We start from the raw sequence: 21,523 nt of genomic DNA, 5'->3' as shown, positions 1-21,523 counted from the left end.
TCCGTTGCCTCTGGAAAACCTCCCAGCGTCTCCATCCGCAAAGGCAGCGGGGGAACTGTCCCGAGGCTTGCAACTTGCAGTGGCCACACCTCCAGTTTGCAGGATACTACGAAGATTGAGGTGCAAATCTCTACTCGGCAGAGCCAGGGATCCCTGCCCATTCGGGTTGAACAGGCCGCTGCCAGCGTTCCCACCAGGCCAGCACAGACTCAGGTGGGTGGCTGTCGTGGCTGCCGTTGGCATTGGCGGGGAGGGGGGGAGAGGGAGGTGGGGCCGGCGGTGTCAGCCAACTGACAGGCGCGGGGATCAGACAACTGGGGTGGAGAGGGCGCAGATCGCGGTAGTGGCTGCTGCGAATGGCCAGGATCTCCTGCTGAATGATGTCTGGGGGTTCTCCCAACTCCAGCAACACATGGCTGCACAGCCCCAGGCTGGCCTCGAATTCGGGGTGGACGACTTCTCTGGCCCCCAACTGATAGAGCTGTTCGATGTCTTCCTTGTCGGTAGCTCGCACCACCACATCCAATTGCGGCGCCAACTCCAGAGCTCGTTTCAGGCAGAGGCGGATGCTCATGCGATCCGGCAGGGCAATGACCAGAGCGCGGGCCTGGGGCAGGCAAGCTTTCTCCAGCACCAACGGGCTGGCCGCATTTCCGTAGAGGTAAGGGACCCCACGGGAACGCAGGTGTTGGATCACCCGTTCTGATTGATCAATGACCAAGAGGGGGTGACGACGGGCTTCGAGAATGCGCACAATGTCTTGCCCCACCTGCCCATAACCGCACACCACCACGTGCCCCTGTTGAGGAGCATCGGGGGCCAGAGCACGAGGCCGCTCGCCCGATTCCAACCAGCGGGCCAAGAAGGGGATCCCGTGTAGCCCGGAAAACAGTCGAGGAGCGCCCCTCAGCAGAAAGGGAGTGAGCAGAAGGGTAACGGCTGTGGTGCTGACAATCAACAAATAGATCTGCCGCGACACCAATCCCAAAGCCTGCCCCTCGCTGGCCAGCACAAAGGAGAATTCGCCGATTTGCGATAGGCCCAGCCCCACCACCACCGCTGCCGGCAGAGTGTAACCAAACAGCCGCGCCAAGGGAGCCACGATGCAAAACTTGCCCACCATCACCAGACCCACCAGCCCCAGGATCAGCAACAGATGGCCGAGGATAAAGCTGGGATCGATGAGCATGCCGATGGCCGCAAAAAAGAGAGCAGCAAACACATCTCGCAAAGGCTCTACATAGTCCAGGGTTTGGTCGGCGTACTCCACCTCCGAGATCATCAGACCGGCAATGAAAGCCCCAATCTCGCTGGAAATGCCCAGCCGCTCCGTCAACAGGGCAATCCCCACGCAGAGGCTGATCACCCCCAGCAAAAACACCTCTTTGCTCTCCTGCTGAGCCAAAAGCCGCAAGAAGGCCGGAACGAGCCAAATGCCACTCACCACTGCCCCCAGCCCCACCAGGCCAATTTCCGCTACCGACTTGACCAGGGATCCCGCCAGCTCCGGCAAGGGACAATCCAAAGCCGGCAACACCGCCAACATCAGCCCCACCGCCAAATCTTGCACAATCAGGATCCCCAGCATGGCCTGGGCTTGGGGAGTGCCCATTTGGTTGGTCTCAGTGAGACTTTTCAGCACCACGGCAGTCGAGGACAAGGAGAGCACGGCCCCCAAAAAGATCCCTTGCACCGGCGTCAACCAGCCGCTGACCACCGCCAGCACCGCCGTGATCAAAATCGTCAGGCTGATTTGCAAAATGCCTCCGCCAACGGCGATCCCCCGCACTTTGCGCAATTCTTTCAGGGAAAACTCCACCCCCAAGGTGAACAGCAAAAAGGTCACCCCAAACTGGGCCAAGGTTTCCACCTGAACCAACTCTTTGATCCACCCCAACCCGGTTGGCCCCACCAAGATCCCGGCCAGTAAGTAGCCGAGCAACACCGGCTGCCTCAGCAGCGAAGCCAAGAATCCACCTGCTGCCGCTGCCGCCAATACCGTCACAATGTCCAAAATCAGACGAAAGTCTTCCTGCACAGGGCACCCACCAAGGAATGTGAACTTTTGTAGCCAATCCTGAGGATTCTTCCACGATAATGCTTCCTCTGGCATCTCGGACAGAGTGGAGAACCTGGCCCCAAGCCCTGCACCTTACTTCCCCCAGGGATCCCGGCTGACTAGTCCCGATTAGAGGAAGCTGGCCAGAAACTCAGTGGAAATTTTTGTTAAAAGTTGCTGACAACACCCCAAAACCGTAGCTTATAATACAGAATATAGATAGAAATCGTTCATCCTCTCGCGTGCTGGGCGGCTCATCATGGGTAGAGCGACATCGTAGCCAGAGGACGGAAGTAGGGAGATATCCCGAAGGAACGCGCCTCAACTCTTCTGGTAACCGTGGGGCTTCTCTTGGGAGAAGGCGAACGGATGAAAACTCAACTCATTTGGAGGCGAAGATCATGGAACTCTTTTACCGTGGCGTCGATTACACCCCCTCTTCTGCAACAGCGGCGGTTTCTCCCGGCAAAGTGGGGGGTCGTTACCGGGGGCTGGACTGGCGGTTCCGCCATCTGACCAAGCCGGTGGTTTTGCCCACCAACCTTGACCTGCTCTATCGAGGTGTGGCTTATCATCCCAAGGCGGTCGAAGGATCGGCTCAACCCGTTCAGACGGCAGAGGCATCTGCCCCGGTGGCTGCCAATGGCCGTTCTCATGTCTTGGATGAGCTGTCTCGCCGCTTGATGATGAGCCATCAACGTTTGATTCGGATTCGTCAGCAATCCATGCTGCTCCGCGGTACAGAGCAGATTGGCCTGCATGTCAACGTGCGCAACTTCTGGAACCGCATCCAAGGAAAAGTGCATCCCACCTTTCGGCTCAACTACGACCGTAGCCGTGTCAGCATGAGCTGATCTGCCCGTAACTGTTGATGCTCTGGCATGAGCTCAGCGAGAAGGGATCCCGGCTGGGGATCCCCTTTTGGTTTCTGGGTTGAGCTTCCTCAGGTCGATGGACGGCACAGGACGCTTCAACGCTGGCACGAGGTGCTGTTGACCAAAAGTAGCTAAGTTGCCCAAGGGATCCACAATTGAGGGGTGCTATTTCCTCGGAAAAAAACGGGATCCCATCAGGGATCCCGCTGCAGAATCGGCCACACCGCTTAGGCGTCGAAGTAAAGGGCGAACTCGTAGGGGTGAGGCCGCAGGTTAATGGGGTTGATCTCGTTGTCGATCTTGTACTCGATGTAGGTCTGGATCAGATCTTCGGTGAAGACGCCTCCCTCCAGCAAGAAGGCATGATCCTTCTGCAAGCTTTCCAGAGCATCCAGCAGGGATCCGGGTGTGGAAGGGATCTTGGCCAGCTCTTCCGGCTCCAGATCGTAGATATCTTTGTCCAAGGGCTCGCCGGGGTGGATCTTATTCTTGATCCCGTCCAGACCTGCCATCAACATGGCCGAGAAGGCGATGTAGGGATTGCAGGTGGCATCCGGGCAGCGGAACTCCAGACGCTTGGCTTTGGGATTGTTGCCGGTCACCGGAATGCGAATGGCAGCGGAACGGTTGCCCTGGGAGTAAGCCAGGTTCACCGGCGCCTCGAAGCCGGGCACCAAGCGCTTGTAGGAGTTGGTGGTGGGGTTGGTGAAGGCCAGGATCGCCGGGGCATGCTTGAGCAGGCCACCGATGTAGTAGAGAGCTGTCTCGCTCAGGTTGGCATAGGTGCCTTCGCTATAGAACAAAGGCTGGCCATCCTTCCAGAGGGACTGGTGGGTGTGCATGCCGGTGCCGTTGTCGTTAAATAGGGGCTTGGGCATGAAGGTGACGGTTTTGCCGTGCTTGCGGGCCACGTTCCGGATCACGTATTTGTAAACCATCATGTAGTCGGCAGCCGTGATCAGATCGGCAAAGCGATAGCCCAACTCCCCTTGCCCGCCGGTAGCCACCTCGTGGTGATGCTTCTCGATGGGCACCCCCAACTTGCCCATGGTCAGCAGCATCTCGGTGCGGATGTTTTGATGGGCATCGGTGGGCGGGGCCGGGAAATAGCCCTCTTTGTAGCGAGGCTTGTAGCCCAGGTTGCCACCTTTCTCCTCGCGGCCCGAGTTCCAGCGACCTTCGATGGAATCCACGAAGTAGTAGGCCGAGTTTTGGGTTTGGTCGAAGCGAACATCCTCAAAGATGAAAAACTCTGCCTCCGGCCCGAAGTAAGCCGTATCGGCAATGCCCGTCGATTGCAGATAGGCAACGGCACGGGCGGCAAGGCTGCGGGGACAGCGGCTATAGGGCTGGCCAGTGCGCGGCTCAACAATGCTGCAAGTTATGCTGAGGGTGGGCACCTCCAGAAAGGGATCGATCCAAGCCGTTTTGGGATCCGGCACCATGTACATGTCCGACTCGTTGATCGCTTTCCAGCCCCGGATACTGGATCCGTCAAAGGGAAGCCCCTCGGTGAAGGTTTCTTCCTTGATCATCGAGGTGTGGAAGGAAACATGCTGCCAGGTGCCAAAGATATCCACAAACTTGAGATCCACTATCTGGACGTTGTTGTCCTGGATCATCTGAAGCACTTCTTGGGGCGTGGATGCCATTACTCTCTCCTGATTGGGTTGCGGTTAAGACTGGGGGAACTGTGGCTGAAACAAATGGGATCCCAGCAGGTGATCCCCACGCTTCGACCCAGACAGGCCAAAAACGCTCACTCATCCTAGAAAGGCCAACACGGGTATTTTGTAGTTTCTGATACAAAATTCATTTGAGCTCCGCTTTCTGACCAAGACCAAATTGCTGGCCATCTCAGACACCTCTTTTCCTTCTGGCTTGGGTCAACTGGGATTGGGTGTTGGGGATCCAAAACTTGGGCAATGGCCGCCACCCTGCCAACCTCTGGGCAGAAATAACCGGATGGGGCGGGCAAAACCCTGCCCCGGTTGCCTGAGGCGAGCGAAAATTAGGATCAGCAGGCCCCCAGCTCGACCGGTTCGCCAAGGGGTGTTAAGCTAAAGCGTAGTCGTTATGAGTTTGGCTTTTATTCCCATTGCAGAAGGAGAGACATCGGATGACAGAGCAAAATCGGGTTGAGAATGTGGTGATCATCGGCTCCGGCCCTGCTGGGTTTACAGCAGCCATTTACGCTGGCCGTGCCAACCTGAAGCCGGTCGTGTTCGAGGGGTTTCAGGCGGGCGGGATCCCGGGCGGGCAACTGATGACCACCACCGAGGTGGAGAACTTTCCGGGCTTTCCCGAGAGCATCACCGGACCCCAACTGATGAAGAACATGCGGGCTCAAGCGCAGCGGTGGGGGGCAGAACTTTACACCGAAGATGTCACCTTTGTGGATTTAAGCCAGCGGCCCTTTGTCGTCCGTTCTGACGAGCGGGAATTGCGCACCCACAGCCTGATCATCGCCACCGGGGCCACAGCCAAGCGCCTACACCTGCCGGGGGAGGAGACCTACTGGAACCGGGGCATGTCAGCTTGTGCTGTCTGCGATGGGGCTATGCCCATGTTCAGAGGGGTGGAATTGGTGGTGATCGGCGGCGGCGATACTGCCTGTGAGGAGGCCACCTACCTGACCAAGTTTGGATCCCACGTGCACATGCTGGTGCGCAGCGACAAAATGCGAGCCAGCAAGGCCATGCAGGATCGTGTTCTCAACAACCCCAAGATCACTGTGCACTGGAACACCGAGGCGGTGGAAGTGATGGGCGACGGCCTGCGCCTGACCGGGGTGAAAGTGCGGAACAACCAAACCGGCGAAATACGCGAGATGTCAGTGGGTGGCCTATTTTATGCCATTGGCCACAAGCCCAACACCGACTTGTTCAAAGGACAACTGGAACTGGATGAAGTCGGCTACATCGTCACCCGCCCGGGATCCGTGGCCACCAGTGTGGAGGGGGTGTTTGCCGCCGGCGACGTGCAGGATCACGAGTTTCGTCAGGCGATTACCGCTGCCGGCACTGGCTGTATGGCGGCCATGTTGGCAGAGCGCTGGCTCTCGGAACACGGCTTGGCCCAGGAGTATCACGTCCTTCCCCAAAGCCATCCTGAACCCAGCCCTGCTGCGACTTCTGCGGCAGAGTCTGCTGGGGATCCTGCTGTTGAGGAGGCCAGCTTTGAGGAGAATGGACAGGATGACTTAGACTTCAGCAAGACTTGCCATGAGGGGAGCTATGCCCTGCGGCGACTCTACCACGAAAGCGATCGCCTGCTCATGGTCAAGTACACCGCCCCCACCTGTGCCCCTTGTCATGCCCTCAAGCCGATCTTGAACAAGATCATCGATGAGTTCTCGGACAAGCTGCACGTGGTGGAGATCGATATTGAGAAAGATCCGGAGATTGCAGAGGCAGGGGGGGTGGCGGGCACCCCGACGGTGCAATTTTTCAAAAACAAGACGCTGGTGGCCCAGTTGGTGGGCGTTAAGCCCAAGTCCCAATATCGAGAGGTGATCCAGGCCAATTTGTGTGAGGAAAAATCCCCCTAAGGATGTTTTCCTCTCCAACCTCTGGCCCCTCTCCCCAAGGGAGAAGGGAGCTGGGCGCAGAAAACGGTTTCCCAACCGAGGCTCAGCTAGTCCGAAAAGGCACCGTGGTAGGCGGCCTGCATGGCTGCCAAAGACACCACCAGTAAGGGATCCTCTTCTGCCGTCCTTAAGAGCAGGGGATCCGCAGGGGATCCCACCTCTCCCACAAGCTGCCACTGGCCGGGGAGCTGGGACTCCAAATAGGCTTCCCAGAGGGAACGGTGGGCCGGGCTTACGGAGACTAGGATGCGGCTGGATCCCTCGCCAAACAGGGCCTGATCCCAGCGCAAGGATCCAGGAGCCAGGGAGAGGGTTGCGCCGCGGCCTCCGCTCAAGCAGGCTTCTGACAAAGCCACAGCCAATCCCCCCTCGCTGCAGTCGTGGGCAGAGCGCACCCAGCCCTGGCGGATTCCATGGCGACAGGCAGCTTGCACCCGCTTTTCCAATTCCAGATCCACTGGCGCGGGCCGGCCCGTAACTTGCTGGTGGATGGCCGCCAAATACTCGCTGCCCCCCAAGCTGGTGAGGGCCTGGGATCCCAGGAGGTAAATGAGATCCCCTTCTTGCTGCCACCCCTGGCCACAGATGCATTTCAAGTCGGGAATGAGACCCACCATGCCAATGACAGGGGTAGGGTAGATAGCCTGCGATCCCTGGGGGGTGAGGGTCTCGTTGTAGAGAGAAACGTTTCCCCCCGTTACCGGTGTACCGAGGGCACGGCAGGCATCTCCAATCCCCCGAGAGGCCAGGGCCAGCTGCCAGTACACCACCGGGTTTTCGGGATTGCCAAAGTTAAGGTTATCGGTAACAGCTAGGGGATCGGCCCCCACACAGGTGAGGTTGCGGGCAGCTTCCGCCACGGCTGCCTTGGCCCCCTCGTAGGGATCCAAATACACCCAGCGGCCATTGCCATCCAGGGTGGCAGCGATGGCCTTGCGGGAAGCTCGCAGGGGCGGCACCTCGCCCACGCCAAACTTTTGGGAACGGATGCGGATAACCGCCGCATCTCCCTGGCCCGGCCAAAGGACGGTGTTGTTTTGCACCTGGTGGTCGTATTGGCGATAGATCCAGGCTTTGCTGGCCAGGGTGGGGCTGGCCAAAAGCTGCAGCAGCACCTCTTTCCATGCCAGCGTTGCCTGAGCGAGGTGGATCCCCTGGCAATCACAAGGGGGTAGAGTGGCGGGATCCCATTGCCACGCTGCCTGCACGTAGGCTGGCGGCTCTGGCAACACCGGACGGACATAGACGGGGGTGTCTTCGGCCAAAGCCCGCACCGGCACCTGCACCACGCAGGATCCCTGGTGCCAGATCTCCACCAGCGGCTCGGCAATGACTTCCCCGGCCACACTAGCTTGCAAACCCCAGCGGTGGAAGATCTCCATCACCTCCGCCTCGCGGCCTTTTTGCACCACCAGCAGCATCCGCTCCTGGGATTCCGAGAGCAGGTATTCCCAGGCAGCCATGCCGCTTTCCCGCGCCGGCACTCGATCCAGATCAAGCCGGATGCCTACCCCTCCCTTGGCGGCCATTTCCGAAGTGGAGCAGGTGAGGCCAGCCGCCCCCATGTCTTGGGCCGCCACCACGGCTCCCGTGGCAAAAGCTTCTAGACAGGCCTCGATGAGGCACTTGCCCAGGAAGGGATCCCCCACCTGCACTGCCGGCCGATCCTGCTGCGCATCCTCCTTGAGCTCGGCGCTGGCAAAGCTGGCGCCGCGGATGCCATCCCGCCCGGTGGTGGCGCCCACGTACAAGACCGGGTTCCCCACCCCCCGCGCTGCCGATTTCACCACTGCCGGCGTCTCCAGCAGCCCCAGGGCCATGACGTTGACCAAGGGATTGCCGCTGTAGCAGGGATCCACCGCCACTTCTCCCCCCACTGTGGGTACCCCGACACAGTTGCCGTAGTGGGCGATCCCTTCCACCACCCTGGCCATGAGGCGGCGGTTGCGGGGATCGGTTAGCGGCCCAAAGCGCAGCGAGTTAAGCAGGGCAATGGGACGGGCGCCCAGGGTAAAGATATCCCGCAGGATCCCTCCCACGCCGGTAGCTGCCCCCTGGAAGGGCTCCACTGCCGAAGGATGGTTGTGGGACTCGATCTTAAACGCCAGCCAATCCCCCTCCCCCAGATCCACTACGCCGGCATTTTCCCCCGGCCCCACCACTACCCGCTCGCCCGTGGTGGGAAAGTTTTTCAGCAGAGGGCGGGAGTTTTTGTAGCAGCAGTGCTCTGACCACATCACCCCAAACATGGCCAGCTCGTTGGGGTTAGGATCCCGGCCCAGCTGCTGCTGGATCTGTTGATATTCCGCCGGGGAAAGGCCGTGGGCTTTTAAGTCTTCGAGAGTATAGGGCATAGTGCTCCAATTGCCCCTAGCTTAGGTCAACAACCCAGGGCCCAAGAGACGGGCCTGACGCTCTTCCAGTATGCGGCTTAAGGGGGGCCAGCGCTTCAGGTCGGGGTCTTGGACAATAAGCTGCTCTGCCGCCTGGCGGGCCAGCTGCAGCACCTCTTGATCCTCCATGAGACTGGCCAGGGCAAAATCGGGTAGCCCCGACTGGCGGGTGCCCATCACCTCCCCTGGGCCGCGGAAGCGCAGATCCATCTCGGCAATGAAAAACCCGTCGTGGGACTGCTCCAGCACCTTGAGCCGCCGCAGGGCCTCCTCGCTTTTGGATCCTGTCATCAGGATGCAGTAGGCCTGGTCAGATCCCCGCCCTACCCGCCCCCGCAGTTGGTGCAGTTGGGAGAGCCCAAAGCGCTCCGCATGCTCCACCAGCATCACCGAGGCATTGGGCACATCTACCCCCACCTCCACCACCGTGGTAGAGACCAGAATATCCAGCTCCCGCCGGCGAAAGGCCGCAATGACAGCTTCCTTCTCGCTACTGGTCAAGCGCCCGTGCAGCAGGCCCACCCGAAATTGGGGGAAGACCTTTTCCTGCAGACGCTGGTGTTCCTCGATGGCAGATTTGAGATCCAGCTTCTCCGACTCTTCAATCAACGGCAGCACCACGTAGGCCTGCCGCCCTTGGGCAATTTCCCGCTCGATAAGCCGCATCACCTGCAGGCGATCCCCTGGCCGGGCCACCAGGGTGTGCACGGGCTTGCGCCCCGGCGGCAGCTCGTCAATTTGGGTAACATCCAGATCCCCATGCAGGGCCAGGGTGAGGGTGCGGGGGATGGGGGTGGCGGTCATGGTGAGGACATCGGGGTGATCCCCTTTCTGTTGCAGAGCGGCCCGCTGCTCCACGCCAAAGCGGTGCTGCTCGTCGATGACCACCAAGCCCAGGTTGCGAAACTGCACTGCCGGCTGGATGAGAGCATGGGTGCCCACCACCAAGGGCAATTCCCCGGTCTGCAACTGCCGCAGGATCTCCCGGCGCTTAGCAGGGGGCGTGGATCCAGTCAACAGTTCAACGGGCACCTGCAGCTGGCTGAGCCATTCCACCAACTTGCGGTAGTGTTGCTCGGCCAAGACCTCGGTGGGAGCCATGAGGGCCGCCTGCCAACCGGATTGAATGGCTGCCAGCACAGCTGCCACCGCCACCACGGTTTTGCCGGATCCCACATCTCCCTGCAAGAGGCGGTTCATGGGCAAGGGATCCCGCAGATCCGCTAGGATCTCGTCGATGGCCCGCTGCTGGGCAGCGGTAAGCTGAAAGGGCAGGATTTGGTAGAAGCGATCCAACAGCTCCCCTCTAGCCGGCTGGTAACGAGGTATGGCCTGAGCTTGGGCACGATAGCGGTGTCGCCGCTGCAATAGGCTTAGTTGTAGGTAGAAAAACTCATCGAACACCAGCCGCCGCCGGGCCTGGGCCAGCAGCTCTCGGGTCTCAGGAAAGTGGATCTGCTGCAGGGCAACAGGCAAGTCCAAAAGCTGCAACTGCCGCTTGAGATCCGCCGGCAAGGGATCCTCCACCAAGGCCGCCGCCGGCAAAGCCAGTTGCACCGCCTTGCGCACCAGATCGGCGGGGATCCCTTCTGAGAGAGGGTAAACTGGCAAGATCTTGCCCAGCCTGTCCAGCTCCTCGCCCTCTCCCCCCAGCACCTCCAGTTGCGGGTTATCCAGCGTTAGGCCCAACCGGCCCTTTTTGACCAGGCCGCTGGCAGCCACCAGGGCCCCCTTGGGGTATCGCCGCTCCAGGGAAGCTTGCCAACTGCGCTGGGCAAACTGCCGCCCGCTGTAGAAGCGGCTGAGGGTAATTACACCACTTTTGTCGGAAATCTTTAGGTTGAAGATGGTCAGCGAGGGATTCTTAGGGCTGGTAAAGCAACTGCAACTTTTCACCGTCCCTACAAGGGTAACGGTCTCCCCCACCTTGGCTTGGCGGATGAGCACCCGCCGGGAATAGTCCAGGTAGTCGCGGGGGAAGTAGTAGAGGGCATCCCGCACGCTGTGTAGGCCCAGTTGTGCCAGCTTTTCCGCCGACTTGGGGCCAATGCCTTTGAGAAACTGCAGCGGCTGCTCCAGGCTGAGGCCGGCGGGGAGAGATGGGGAAATCGTGCTCCGCCCTGCCTCTGGGGGGGTTGTTGCTACGCCTACGGCAGGGAAACCAGAGCGCTGTGGCAACGAGGCTGCAAACGAGCCAGGTTGGTGGGAACTCGGTCGGGACAGCTCTTGCTGACGTCGGACTCGCTCCAGCCAGCGGCGGGTTTCGGCCACCAGGTGCTGGCGTTCGGGCAGCTCCAGCTCGGAATACAGGGTATAGCGGGATCCCAGTTCTTTCCATCGCCGCCGGTCATCTCCATTCAGCACCCAGTCAGAGGGGGGATCCTGTCCGAACACGCTCCCCAAAAATTGGGAGAAGGTCTGCTCTCGCCCCCGCAGGTCGGTAAACCCCACCTCTGCTTCTAGGGAAAGGGCGCGCTGAAGCCGCTGTAGATCCACCTGGCTCAAGTTGCTTGGCTGCCGGGAGTGCTCCTTATCAATCCAACTTTAGCCAACAACGGCAGGACAACCGAAGGAGTGCAGCAGCGCAAGCCACACTTTCCATTCCTTGATAAAGAAAAAAGCCTGCCTTATTACTCCGCAACACTGTCGTGACGGGGCAGGCCGAAGGGATCCAGAGGCACTTTTTGGGAGATGCAGGAGCTTTAGCTGCGGGCCAGGGCGGATCCCAAAAGCAGAGCCATCACTGCCGGCACCAAGGCAATCGCCAGGATGGTGAAAACTTGTGCGTCCGTCATAACCAACTCCCTAACAGTGGAATTGCACAAAAGTCAGCCCCCTCACTCTACCGTAGCTTGAGGGGTAGCCTTGACACCGAGAAGAAAAGCTCAACATTCTTTACAAAGCAGCCCTTGCCCATCCCGCTTGACCGTGGCTCCCAGATCCTCTGCTTGGATCGATGTTGCTCCGCAACGCTGTCGCGACTGACATTCTCCCCACCCCTAAAGCAAGGGATTCTTTCTCAGTTTTGGGGTTTTACCCCAGGCAGAAAGGCCGGGGCCTGCGCTGCTGGTTTGCGGGTCATGCTACGATGTTGCTCCGCAACGCCGTCGCGACGGCGAAGCAGTTCTTGCCCATTCCTCCTGCGAAGTTCGGTCTTGGCGTCATCATGGTAGCTGCTCCACAAAGTCTGACCACCTCACGGGATAGCTTGGCCATCCTGGCGGAAACGGATCCCGTTGTTTACCGCCTGATCCAGGAAGAGCTCAACCGGCAGCGGGATCACCTGGAGATGATTGCCAGCGAGAACTTCACCTCTCCTGCCGTCTTGGCAGCCCAGGGCTCGGTGCTCACCAACAAGTATGCAGAAGGGCTGCCGGGCAAGCGCTACTACGGCGGCTGCGAGTTTATTGACGAGATTGAACAACTGGCCATTGACCGGGCTAAGCAATTGTTCGGGGCAGCCCACGCCAATGTGCAGCCCCACTCGGGGGCGCAGGCCAATTTCGCTGTTTTCCTGGCCCTGCTGCAGCCAGGAGACACAATTATGGGCATGGATCTGGCCCACGGCGGCCACCTTACCCACGGCTCCCCCGTAAACGTCTCCGGCAAGTGGTTCCGCGTGGTGCACTACGGGGTGCATCCGCAGACGGAGCGGATTGATTTTGACCAAGTGCGGGATCTGGCCCTGCAGCACCGGCCCAAGCTGATCATCTGCGGCTACTCTGCCTATCCGCGGACAATTGACTTTGCCGCTTTCCGCGCCATTGCCGACGAGGTGGGGGCCTATCTTCTGGCCGACATTGCCCACATTGCCGGCTTGGTGGCCACTGGACATCACCCCAACCCCGTGCCCCTCTGCGATGTGGTGACCACCACTACCCACAAGACGCTGCGAGGGCCGCGCGGGGGACTCATTCTCACCCGCGACCCAGAATTGGGCAAAAAGCTGGATAAGGCAGTGTTCCCCGGCAGCCAGGGGGGGCCGCTGGAGCATGTTATTGCTGGCAAGGCGGTGGCCTTTGGAGAAGCCCTGCAGCCCAGCTTTGCCCAGTACTCGGCGCAGGTGATCGCCAATGCTCAGGCCCTGGCGGGATCCCTGCAACGGCGAGGCATTCGACTGGTTTCCGGGGGCACCGACAATCACCTGATGTTGCTGGATCTGCGCTCGGTTTCGGCGGTGCTGGAAAAAACTGGGGCGGCGGATCCGGTAATGACGGGCAAAAGGGCGGATCGGCTGATGGGGGAGATCCATATCACCGCCAATAAGAACACCATTCCCTTCGACCCACAGCCGCCCTTTGTAGCTAGCGGCCTGCGTCTGGGATCCCCAGCCTTGACCACCCGCGGCTTGGGGCCAGTAGAATTTGAGGAAATTGGGGAGATCATCGCCGATTGTCTGTTTCAGCCTGAGGAGCCTGCTGTATTGGAAGAGTGTCGCCAGCGGGTGGCTCAGCTCTGTCGTCGTTTCCCCCTCTACCCCCACTTGGGATAACCGCAATCCTCGCCACGGCTTGCTATGCCCTACTTGGTTGCCTTTCTGGCTGCTGCCTGTGTGGTTCTGTGGGCAACCCCGGTGGTGAAGGCGGTCGGGATCCGCAGTGGCCAGTTGGACTTTCCCGACGAGCGCAAGATCCACCAGCAACCGATGGTGCGCCTGGGGGGGGTTTCCATCTTTTTTGGCAACTTGGTGGCCCTGCTGTTGCTCTGGGGAGCCGGAGCTTTTGGGGGCTTGCGCACCGAGCAGGAGTACGAGATTTGGGGGGTGACGATCGGTGGGGTTTTGTTTTTTTTGATTGGCCTGGCGGACGACCTGTTTCACCTGTCGCCTTTTTCCCGCTTGTTGATGCAATTCGGCGTGGCTGCTGCCGCTTGGGGAGTAGGGGTGCGCATTGAGTTCATCAGTCTGCCCGGGAGAGGGATCTGGCCCTTTCCGGTGTGGTTGAGCCTGCTGATTACCCTGTTCTGGCTGGTGGGGATGGCCAACGCCATCAACTTCATGGACGGGCTAGATGGGCTGGCGGCAGGGGTGTCGGGAATTGCGGCAGTGGTGATGCTGATCGTAACCCTGCTGCTGGATCGACCGGCGGCGGCCATGCTGGCGGCGGCTTTGGCGGGAGCTTGCCTAGGCTTTTTGCGCTACAACTTCAACCCGGCGCAGATCTTCATGGGGGATGGGGGGGCCTATTTTTTGGGCTTTACCCTGGCTGGGATCGGGGTGATCGGGGTGGCCAAGGGGGTGACCACGCTGGCAGTGGCTCTGCCTTTCTTTATCTTGGCGGTGCCGATCCTGGATATGTCCACCGTAATCCTCAAGCGGCTGGCCAGGGGGAAGTCGCCTTTCCATCCCGACAAAGGCCACCTGCACCACCGCTTGCTCAAAGCCGGCCTATCCCAGCGGCATTCAGTGCTGCTCATCTACGCCATGACCCTCTGGGGGGGATCCCTGGCCTTGGCCTTGGCGGGCTTGCCAGCAGGGGGCACCTACCTGGGCGGGGCCTCGCTGGTGTTGGCAGGGGTGGCTTGGGGGGCTTGGCAACGGCAACGAGCTTTGCCCTCGGAGGACAGGCCCGAACAGGAATATGTTGCTCCGCAATGCTGTTGCGACCAGGAATGTAAAGAAGATTGAGCTGGGCTTGTTCTCCATCGCTCGCCTGCCTAGACTGGAGGCGCTCTATATTTGTTGTTTTTTGTTTTGTTGTTTTTTGTTTAGCTCTGTGTTGCCTCATGCGCCCCACACCTGAGTTGGCAGCTCTCCTGCGCCGCACCGCGGATCGTATCCAATCCCAACACTGGGGCTTCTGGGACTGGGAGTACTGCTGGCGGGACAGCACCCGCTGCAATTGCGGCCTGTTGGTGCGAGAAGCCCTGGGCTGGGATCGGCAGCAACTCAGCCTGCGCATCCACCGCGGCACCTGGCGCTCCATCGCCCAAACCGCCTACCGAACTGTTGCCCTGGCCTTGAGGGATCCCTGGCAACTGGAGGGGCAGTGCGAGGCCACCGGCCTGCGGCTGGGGTATGTGTTCGAGAAAATGGCAGAGCTGGGGTTCGACCAACCGGAAGACTTTGCCGCCCTGGAGGAGCTGAGCGATCCCGTAATTCTGGCCCGCCTGGCGGAAAAAGGTGTGGAGCCAGCACAGCGCGACCAGGCGATCCATGTGGCGCTTTACATGCGGGAACTGGCGGACTGGATTGACGAACAACTGCAGGCGCAGGCTCAGATCAGCCGCTTGAGCCAACCTTTGCCCAAAACACCAGGGATCCTCGTCCAACAGTCGGTGCACCTTACTTGAGGAACTCAGTTGCCTTCCTCTACCATCACCACATGGGCAGGGATCCCAGGGGGAAGAGCCTTGCAGCCGGACAAAAAGGCCAGCTCGATTAAGAAGGCAAATCCCCCCACCTCAGCGCCGCTCTGGGCCACCAATTGGGCGGTGGCAGCGGCTGTACCCCCGGTGGCAATGACATCATCCACGATCAACACCCGCTCTCCAGGCCGCAGGGCGTGGGCGTGCAGTTGGAGCTGGTCTTGGCCGTATTCCAGGCTGTAAGTCTGGCTGAGCACCGGCGGCGGCAGTTTGCCTGGCTTGCGAACCGGGACAAAGCCCAAGCCCAGGTGTTGTGCCAAAGCAGCCCCTAAAATGAACCCCCGCGACTCGATGCCGACCACATAATCTAGGGATCCCATGCCGGTGGTGCCGGCGGCCAACTGTTCAATAGCCGCCCGGAAGCCTGCCGGATCCTGCAGCAGGGGGGTCATATCCCGAAAGAGGATGCCGGGTCTGGGAAAATCGGGCACCAAGCGAATGAGGGCTCGCAGATCCATCCTGTTTTCCTCGCTGGCCAGTGGCTTGCTGTTCGCGTTAGCGGGACGGAGTCCTCAAAGGACGCTCCAAGCAACCCATCATACTCGGTTAGCTAATGGGCAGATGGGATCCCTTTTGGTCAGTCGAGCAACGGGGAAGATTTTTTATAATTGGCAAGGCTAGGGGCCGCGGCTCACCTGGTCACCCATCTGTAAAATCGGAGATCTCTCATGCGCTACTACATGGCCATCGACTCCAATCCCCTAGCCAGTTTGCCGCTGGCTCTGTTTGGGGTGAGCAGCGAGTCGGCCTATGTCGATCTGCTGCAAGACAAGCTCATTGTGCGGGCGGGCAGCCTGTTCAACGAGACGTTCTCCTTGAGCGAGTTGGGGCGAGGGGAGCGCTTTCCCTGGCCCTGGTACTACGGGGTGGGCGTGCGCACCGATTTTCAGGGGATCGTTGGCCCGGTCACCAGCACCCAAGGGGTAATTGCCATTCCACTGGTGCAGGAAAAGCCTCTTTTTATTCCGTTGCTGGGGCCGGTGGGGCTGCAAGTGCCCTGCAAAAAGCTGGTCTTCAGCCTCAAAGATCCAGACACCTTCCTGGCCAACTTCAATCAGGGTCGCCCAGAGGTGAACGCCGGCCCGAAGAGTGTGGTGATTGAGTAGATGGGGATCCCTGCGAAACCCAAAAGACGGCGGCCTGGCAAGAGCCTACAGGGATCCCACAGGAGTTGGGGTGGCGGGCCCAGAGGCAACGCGGCTTATGCGACGCAAGCCCGGCAAGCCGGCATCCACCACCACCACACTGCCATCCGGTAAGACTGCCAAGCCGGCAGGTTGATCGAACCGGGCCACCGAGGTGGGGCCATCCTGCCAGCCGGGCTGATTCTGTCCGGCCAAGGTGGAAACTTGTCCCCCAGGCTGAAGACGACGAATGCGATGGTTGTCTCGGTCTGCCACCCAGAGGTTGCCTGCCGCATCGAAGGCCAGCCCCCCCAGGGTTTGAAAACGGGCCTCTGCCAGGGGGCCATCCCGATAGCCTGGCTCTGCCCCGGAGAGGGTGGTCACTCGTCCGCCAGCAGAGAGCCGGCGCAGGCGATGTCCATCGGCAATCCAGAGGTTCCCCTCCTTATCCACCGCCAGAGCCGTGGGCTGCAGGAGCTGGGCCTGTTCTGCTGGGCCATCGACGGATCCCGGCTGGCCCGTGCCGGCAACGGTGGTCACCTCACCGGCAGGGGTGATGCGGCGGATGCGGCGATTGGCGCGGTCGGCAACGTAGAGGCTGCCATCTGAACCCAAAGCCAGCCCCGATGGCTCACGGAACTGAGCTCGGTCAAGCCCCCCATCTCGGTATCCGGCTATACAAGTGCCGGCAAAGGTGCTCACCTGTCGTTGCAGGTTGATATAGCGCAGGCAATGGTTGCCGCTGTCGGCCACCCACAATCCCCCCTTGGGATCCCAGAGCAGCCCCTGTGGGGAGTTGAACCGCGCTTGCTCGGCTGCTCCGTCTTGGTAGCCTGCTCTGCCTGTGCCGGCCCAAACTTCCAATTCCCCCTCTGGAGAAAGCCGAAAGATACGGTGCTGGGCTCTATCGGCTAAATAGAAGGCTCCTTCAGGATCCACAGCAATGCCGCTGATTTGCTGCAGGTAGATCCTGGACTCGGTGCCGGTGTTATCAGGGGCGTTGCCGACAGGATCTGCCGCGGGCGAGGTGCGGCCATCCAGCAAAGTTTCCACCACCCAGGCCGATGCTGCCGGAGCAGTGGGGGTGGGAGAGGGGCTGGGGGAAGGAGTAGCGGCAGGCCAATCGTAGACCAGTGTACCCAGCCCTTGCCCGGAAGCATCCGCAACGGCAACCCAAACCGAGCCGGAAAGAGAAGAAGGCGGCATCACCACCAGGCGGTCACCGCTGCGGGAGCGAATTTCCCCCTTCAGGATGCGCTCGGGATGGGCTGCTGCAGCAAAGAGAACCGTTTCCACCCGCTCCAGATTTTCCCCTGAGAGCAGCAACGGCTGGCCAAGGGTGGGCGCTGCCGAGCTGGTGTGCAGCAGCGGTACCCCCACCTCAGAGAGCACCAACATAGAAAGGCGGCGCTGGCGCTCTGTGTCTTGGGGAGGACGATTGACACTGCCAGAACTCCCAGAGCGGGCAGAAAGGGTCAGGGATCCCTTCCCCTGCGCCAGAGTGGTGGATCCCCGATAGGCGATGGCGCTGAGCTCCGCTTCTCCGGCGGGGGGGTTGGTAAAGGTGAAGGTGGCCGGTTGCCCTGGGCGCAGAGGGGCAGTGGCGGTTTGGCGATAAGTGCCCAGGGTAATGCTCAGGTCGATCCCTTCCACCCCCGGCCAGGTGGGAGTGCGAGCCAGCCAGCGATCCACCTCTGAGGCCGGTAGCTGGGCCACCAGATCGGATCCCTGTTCCTGGAGCAGCAGAACGATGCGGTTGCTGGGCACCGACAAGCCGGACTGGCGGGCTTGCTCGAAAGTCAGAGAAAGCGGGGAGGGAGGGAGAGGAGTTGGAGTTAAAACCGGCTGTAGGGCCGCAGGGGGAACAACGCTGGGAGACAGACTAGAAGAAGAAAGCTCGCCACAGCCCGAGAGAGCCAGCACCAAGGCACTCAGCGCAGGCCAAGGTAGCGGTGTCAGGGAAGCCCGTCGTGGCATGATGCAGCTCATCCCCTCCCACAAACTGGGAAATGGCGGAAACCCAAACCCCCACGCTTACCTTCATCAGCGTACAAACCGGCGAGAATTGCCCAGCACCCTCTCTGCCGCAGGAGCCACCTCGACCAATGCCTTGGCCCCTGAACCGCATTCCTATTCATGACCAACCATCCTCACCCGCAGGTGAGTCGCACTCCTCACTCCATCTATCCTTACTCAAATCCCCACCGAAAGACCAGATAGCAGTTTCAGCGGCCAGGAAATCATCCAGGCCATAGCGGTAGCGCTGTAAGTCGATGCTGCCCGCGTTCGCCCGGTTCGGCTATAGAGTGGGGACAGGCCACTCTCGCGGATGAATCAAGTAGACGGTACCCCCGGAGTGCTCCAGCCACAACGACTCTAGCTGTTCGCGGCGGTAGGTACGGCGAACCTCTTCGTTGGTTTTGGCCGCCGGATCGTGGACGATGGGATCCCCGTGGCTATCAAATCCCACCAGCACCGCCAAATGACCCTTGCTTTTGGGGATCGGCGCCCCTTCCAGTTCTCCCTCGCCCCAGGCATAGCTGAGGACCACCGGAACCCCTGCCGCGATCCAGGCTTCTGCTTGGGCCAAGCTCTCCAGCCGCGCCACCACGCCGGACAAACCCTGCTCGGCAGCATGGGCGACGTTGAAAACCCAGTTGCCATGGCCGTCGTAGACCCGGTCGTACACACCGGCCACCGCTGCGCGCACCAGCAGCTCACAGGGACGGGGATCCTGCTGCCAGTAGGCCAGCACCATGGCCAGGGAGGTGGGGCTACACCAGACTTCTCCCCCATCGGGGTACACCATCTGGGAGCACAAAGGCAGATCCAAGACTTTGCCCCAGCGGCTGGGATCCCCAGGGGATAGGCGGCTGGGCTTGACCGGCTCGTTGGAAATGGCAACTGCCACCTGATCCACAAAGGCAGAATGGCCAGGGTCTTGGGTGAACAGGCGCACCCTGACCTGGAAGGCTTCAGCCCCGTTGAGCGTATCGTTGAGCACCAGCAGATCCGTGTACAGGTTGCCATCCTCATCCCCTTGTCCCCGCACCGAGTGGCTGGCCAGAGTCATGGGATCTGCAGCCCATACCCCGCCGTGATACCACTTTGTCCAGCGATCTGGAAGCTTCGCCCGGATCCACAGTTCCAGCCAGGTGCCGGGGGGCGTGGTGGCATTCCAGGAAACGATGGCCCCGATCAGGGGGAAGCCCGTGGGGACTGCTGGGCTAGTGGCTTCTCCCACCCAGTAGGGGCCAAGGGGATAGAAAGGGCGCCCCCGATCGCGTAAGCGGGACGGAGTCCTTAGCGCCACCTCAGGCTCTTCAAGGCTGACTTCTTGCCGCAAACCCTCTGGATCCAAGACCAATTGCCCTCGGGCGTTCAGGCGGATCCCTTGGGTTGACCAGTCCTGAAACCCCTGAGCTTCTCCCGCCCGCCAGCGCTGAAACCCGGTGCGATAGGTGAAGTGGGTCTGGGCTTGCATCGTCAAGAGTCCTGGAAAAGTTGGAACAGGCTGGGCCAACGCGGGCAACCCCAGCAAGAGCAGCACAACCCCGCTGACCAGCCCAGGCAGCCCCTGCCGTTCGCGTAAGCGGGACGGAGTCCTTTAGCCACTGCCTTCTGCGAGCATTGTCCGCCTGCCCCCACTAATAGCGCGACACCGCCGGATGTCCACCAATGTACCAGCGCCAGGGGATCTCGGCTCCTTGGGTGATGCCGATGCGGGTGGTTTGGACGATGGACAACTGCGTTTGCCAAGAGGGGGATCCCTCCAGCCAAATGCCTTCCTGGCCGGCTTCCGCCCGCTCTAGCCGCCAGCCGTTGTGGGATCCGTCGATGCGCAGTGCTTGACAGAGCAGGCCCGGCCCCGCCGCCGCCCGTGCTGGCTGATTCTGTTTGTTGGCCGGGATCCAGTCTGGCAGGCGATCCAACTGAGCTGCCCGGATCAGAACCGCCGCCGGGATCCCTTCTGGCTCGGTAACGATATTTAGACAGTGGTAGAGGCCGTAGATGCGATAGATGTAGAGATGCCCTGGCGGGCCAAACATGACCTGGTTGCGTTGGGTCTTGCGGCGGTAGGCATGGCAGGCCGGATCCCCAGCCGTGTAGGCCTCCGTCTCTACGATCTGGGCCCGCACCTGCAGCCCATCGGCAAATTGCCGCACCAGAACCATGCCCAGCAAGGCAGGTGCCACCAGCGGGGCCGGCTGGCTCAACCACTCCACAGCGTCCACGGCAGGCTTGGCAGCCCTCAGCCCCCAGCAACGGCAGGGACGATGCTCACCTCATCCCCATCTTGCAGAGGGGTGTCACATCCCTTGAGGAAGCGAATGTCTTCGCTGTTCACATAAAAGTTGACGAAGCGGCGCAATTCCCCCTTCTCATCGCACAGCCGCGCCTTAATCCCCGGACAGCGTTGTTCCAAAGCATCCAACAATTCGCGGATGGTGGATCCCTCGCAATTCACCACCCCCTGATCCTGGGTGAGCGCCCGCAGCGTGTTGGGAATCAGCACCTTGACTGCCATAGCCCAATGCCTCGTCCATTAACCAACATCAAAAAACTAGGGTAGCAGCACCCCATCGATGCCGTGAATCACGCCGTTGGAAACTGGAATATCCGCCAGGTTCACGTTAGCCCCGTTGACCCGGATGCTGCCATCGGATCCCACCTGCACCTGCAGCGGCAGCCCTGCCAAGGTGGTCAGAGTGGTCGATTGGCCGGGCCGCAGGTCAAACGAGGTAATCCGCCCCGGCACCACATGATACGTGAGAATGCGGGTGAGCTGAGCCCGGCTGGCCGGCTGCAACAGCGTCTCCACCGTACCCGGCGGCAGTTGCCCAAAGGCCACATCGGAAGGGGCAAAGACCGTGAACGGCCCCGGCCCTGCCAACGCCGTATTCAGGCCCGTCGCCCGCAAAGCTGCCGCCAGCGTCGAGTAGCTGCTGGGCAAAGTTTCCAGCTCAACGGCAATGGTGTTTAGCCCTTGAGGCTGGGCCGCAGGAGCAAAGACAAGCGGGGCCACTACAGCCGCCACCGGGATCCAACGGCGAACAAGGCGTTGAACAGAAGGAAAGATAGGCACTGTGCAAAGCTCCTGAGCCAATAGGTCTACG

The 21,523-nt window shown here is 60.7% G+C and carries 17 protein-coding genes and 1 riboswitch; of the genes, 6 read left to right on the top strand and 11 right to left on the bottom strand.

All coding sequences use genetic code 11. The features are described 5' to 3' along the window. Positions 1-130: 130 nt before the first annotated feature. Positions 131-2,038: a cation:proton antiporter gene (locus ACVWY8_RS07635; RefSeq protein WP_457394927.1), complete on the bottom strand. Its 1,908-nt coding sequence runs from the start codon at positions 2,036-2,038 to the stop codon at positions 131-133. Between the two features lie 246 nt (positions 2,039-2,284). Beyond that, a riboswitch (Glutamine riboswitch) is annotated at positions 2,285-2,380 on the top strand. An 80-nt stretch (positions 2,381-2,460) separates the two neighbouring features. Here ACVWY8_RS07635 and ACVWY8_RS07630 point away from each other — a divergent pair. Then, on the top strand, positions 2,461-2,913 hold the full coding sequence (locus ACVWY8_RS07630; protein WP_457394925.1) for a DUF4278 domain-containing protein: 453 nt from the start codon (positions 2,461-2,463) through the stop codon (positions 2,911-2,913). 248 nt (positions 2,914-3,161) lie between these two features. Here the strand turns inward: ACVWY8_RS07630 and glnA are convergent, their stop codons facing one another. Beyond that, positions 3,162-4,586: a type I glutamate--ammonia ligase gene (gene glnA, locus ACVWY8_RS07625; RefSeq protein ID WP_414342228.1), complete on the bottom strand. Its 1,425-nt coding sequence runs from the start codon at positions 4,584-4,586 to the stop codon at positions 3,162-3,164. A 467-nt stretch (positions 4,587-5,053) separates the two neighbouring features. Here glnA and trxB point away from each other — a divergent pair, with 467 nt between their 5' ends. Beyond that, on the top strand, positions 5,054-6,484 hold the full coding sequence (trxB, locus tag ACVWY8_RS07620; protein WP_457394923.1) for a thioredoxin-disulfide reductase: 1,431 nt from the start codon (positions 5,054-5,056) through the stop codon (positions 6,482-6,484). An 86-nt stretch (positions 6,485-6,570) separates the two neighbouring features. Here the strand turns inward: trxB and purL are convergent, their stop codons facing one another. The 3 genes from purL to psaM all read right to left on the bottom strand — a co-directional run bounded on the left by purL (position 6,571) and on the right by psaM (position 11,711). Continuing rightward, positions 6,571-8,877 carry a phosphoribosylformylglycinamidine synthase subunit PurL gene (purL, locus tag ACVWY8_RS07615; RefSeq protein WP_457394919.1) on the bottom strand — a complete coding sequence of 769 codons (2,307 nt, stop codon included), beginning with the start codon at positions 8,875-8,877 and terminating at the stop codon, positions 6,571-6,573. 21 nt (positions 8,878-8,898) lie between these two features. Continuing rightward, positions 8,899-11,412 carry an ATP-dependent DNA helicase RecG gene (gene recG, locus ACVWY8_RS07610; RefSeq protein ID WP_457394968.1) on the bottom strand — a complete coding sequence of 838 codons (2,514 nt, stop codon included), beginning with the start codon at positions 11,410-11,412 and terminating at the stop codon, positions 8,899-8,901. Between the two features lie 206 nt (positions 11,413-11,618). Beyond that, positions 11,619-11,711, bottom strand: a complete 93-nt coding sequence (gene psaM / locus ACVWY8_RS07605) for a photosystem I reaction center subunit XII (RefSeq protein ID WP_011434349.1) — start codon at positions 11,709-11,711, stop codon at positions 11,619-11,621. A gap of 371 nt (positions 11,712-12,082) precedes the next feature. Between psaM and glyA the strand changes: the two genes are divergently transcribed. From glyA to ACVWY8_RS07590, 3 genes are all read left to right on the top strand, one after another. Further along, complete coding sequence (gene glyA, locus ACVWY8_RS07600) at positions 12,083-13,408, top strand: serine hydroxymethyltransferase (RefSeq protein ID WP_457394966.1); 1,326 nt, start codon at positions 12,083-12,085, stop codon at positions 13,406-13,408. 24 nt (positions 13,409-13,432) lie between these two features. After that, positions 13,433-14,542 (top strand): glycosyltransferase family 4 protein, encoded by a 1,110-nt coding sequence (locus ACVWY8_RS07595; protein ID WP_414406452.1) that lies wholly within the window; start codon positions 13,433-13,435, stop codon positions 14,540-14,542. Between the two features lie 98 nt (positions 14,543-14,640). Then, a complete protein-coding gene (locus tag ACVWY8_RS07590; protein WP_148202776.1) occupies positions 14,641-15,207 on the top strand; it encodes a hypothetical protein in 567 nt (188 codons plus the stop codon). Positions 15,208-15,212: 5 nt separating this feature from the next. Here ACVWY8_RS07590 and ACVWY8_RS07585 read toward each other — a convergent pair whose 3' ends face one another. After that, positions 15,213-15,740, bottom strand: a complete 528-nt coding sequence (locus tag ACVWY8_RS07585) for an adenine phosphoribosyltransferase (RefSeq protein WP_011434353.1) — start codon at positions 15,738-15,740, stop codon at positions 15,213-15,215. A 210-nt stretch (positions 15,741-15,950) separates the two neighbouring features. On the opposite strand from ACVWY8_RS07585, the gene ACVWY8_RS07580 reads away from it, so the two are divergent. Beyond that, on the top strand, positions 15,951-16,388 hold the full coding sequence (locus ACVWY8_RS07580; protein WP_414521882.1) for a hypothetical protein: 438 nt from the start codon (positions 15,951-15,953) through the stop codon (positions 16,386-16,388). 45 nt (positions 16,389-16,433) lie between these two features. On the opposite strand, the gene ACVWY8_RS07575 is transcribed toward ACVWY8_RS07580, so the two are convergent. The 5 genes from ACVWY8_RS07575 to ACVWY8_RS07555 form a co-directional block, all read right to left on the bottom strand. After that, positions 16,434-18,383, bottom strand: a complete 1,950-nt coding sequence (locus ACVWY8_RS07575; protein ID WP_457394915.1) for an NHL repeat-containing protein — start codon at positions 18,381-18,383, stop codon at positions 16,434-16,436. Positions 18,384-18,705: 322 nt separating this feature from the next. Further along, complete coding sequence (locus tag ACVWY8_RS07570) at positions 18,706-19,890, bottom strand: peptidase C39 family protein (RefSeq protein ID WP_457394913.1); 1,185 nt, start codon at positions 19,888-19,890, stop codon at positions 18,706-18,708. A gap of 163 nt (positions 19,891-20,053) precedes the next feature. After that, the gene (locus tag ACVWY8_RS07565) at positions 20,054-20,632 is read right to left on the bottom strand and encodes a DNA-3-methyladenine glycosylase (protein WP_011434357.1); all 579 of its coding nucleotides are present in this window, start codon (positions 20,630-20,632) and stop codon (positions 20,054-20,056) included. A 26-nt stretch (positions 20,633-20,658) separates the two neighbouring features. Then, entirely contained in the window at positions 20,659-20,934 is a 276-nt protein-coding gene (locus ACVWY8_RS07560; protein ID WP_011434358.1) for a ubiquitin-like small modifier protein 1, read from the bottom strand. Positions 20,935-20,970: 36 nt separating this feature from the next. Further along, positions 20,971-21,492 (bottom strand): fasciclin domain-containing protein, encoded by a 522-nt coding sequence (locus ACVWY8_RS07555; RefSeq protein WP_414424157.1) that lies wholly within the window; start codon positions 21,490-21,492, stop codon positions 20,971-20,973. Positions 21,493-21,523 lie beyond the last annotated feature (31 nt).

This window comes from Thermostichus sp. OS-CIW-32 (assembly GCF_054060415.1).
Note: the sequence above shows the minus strand (reverse complement) of the source record. Positions and strands in the feature narration are given on the sequence as shown.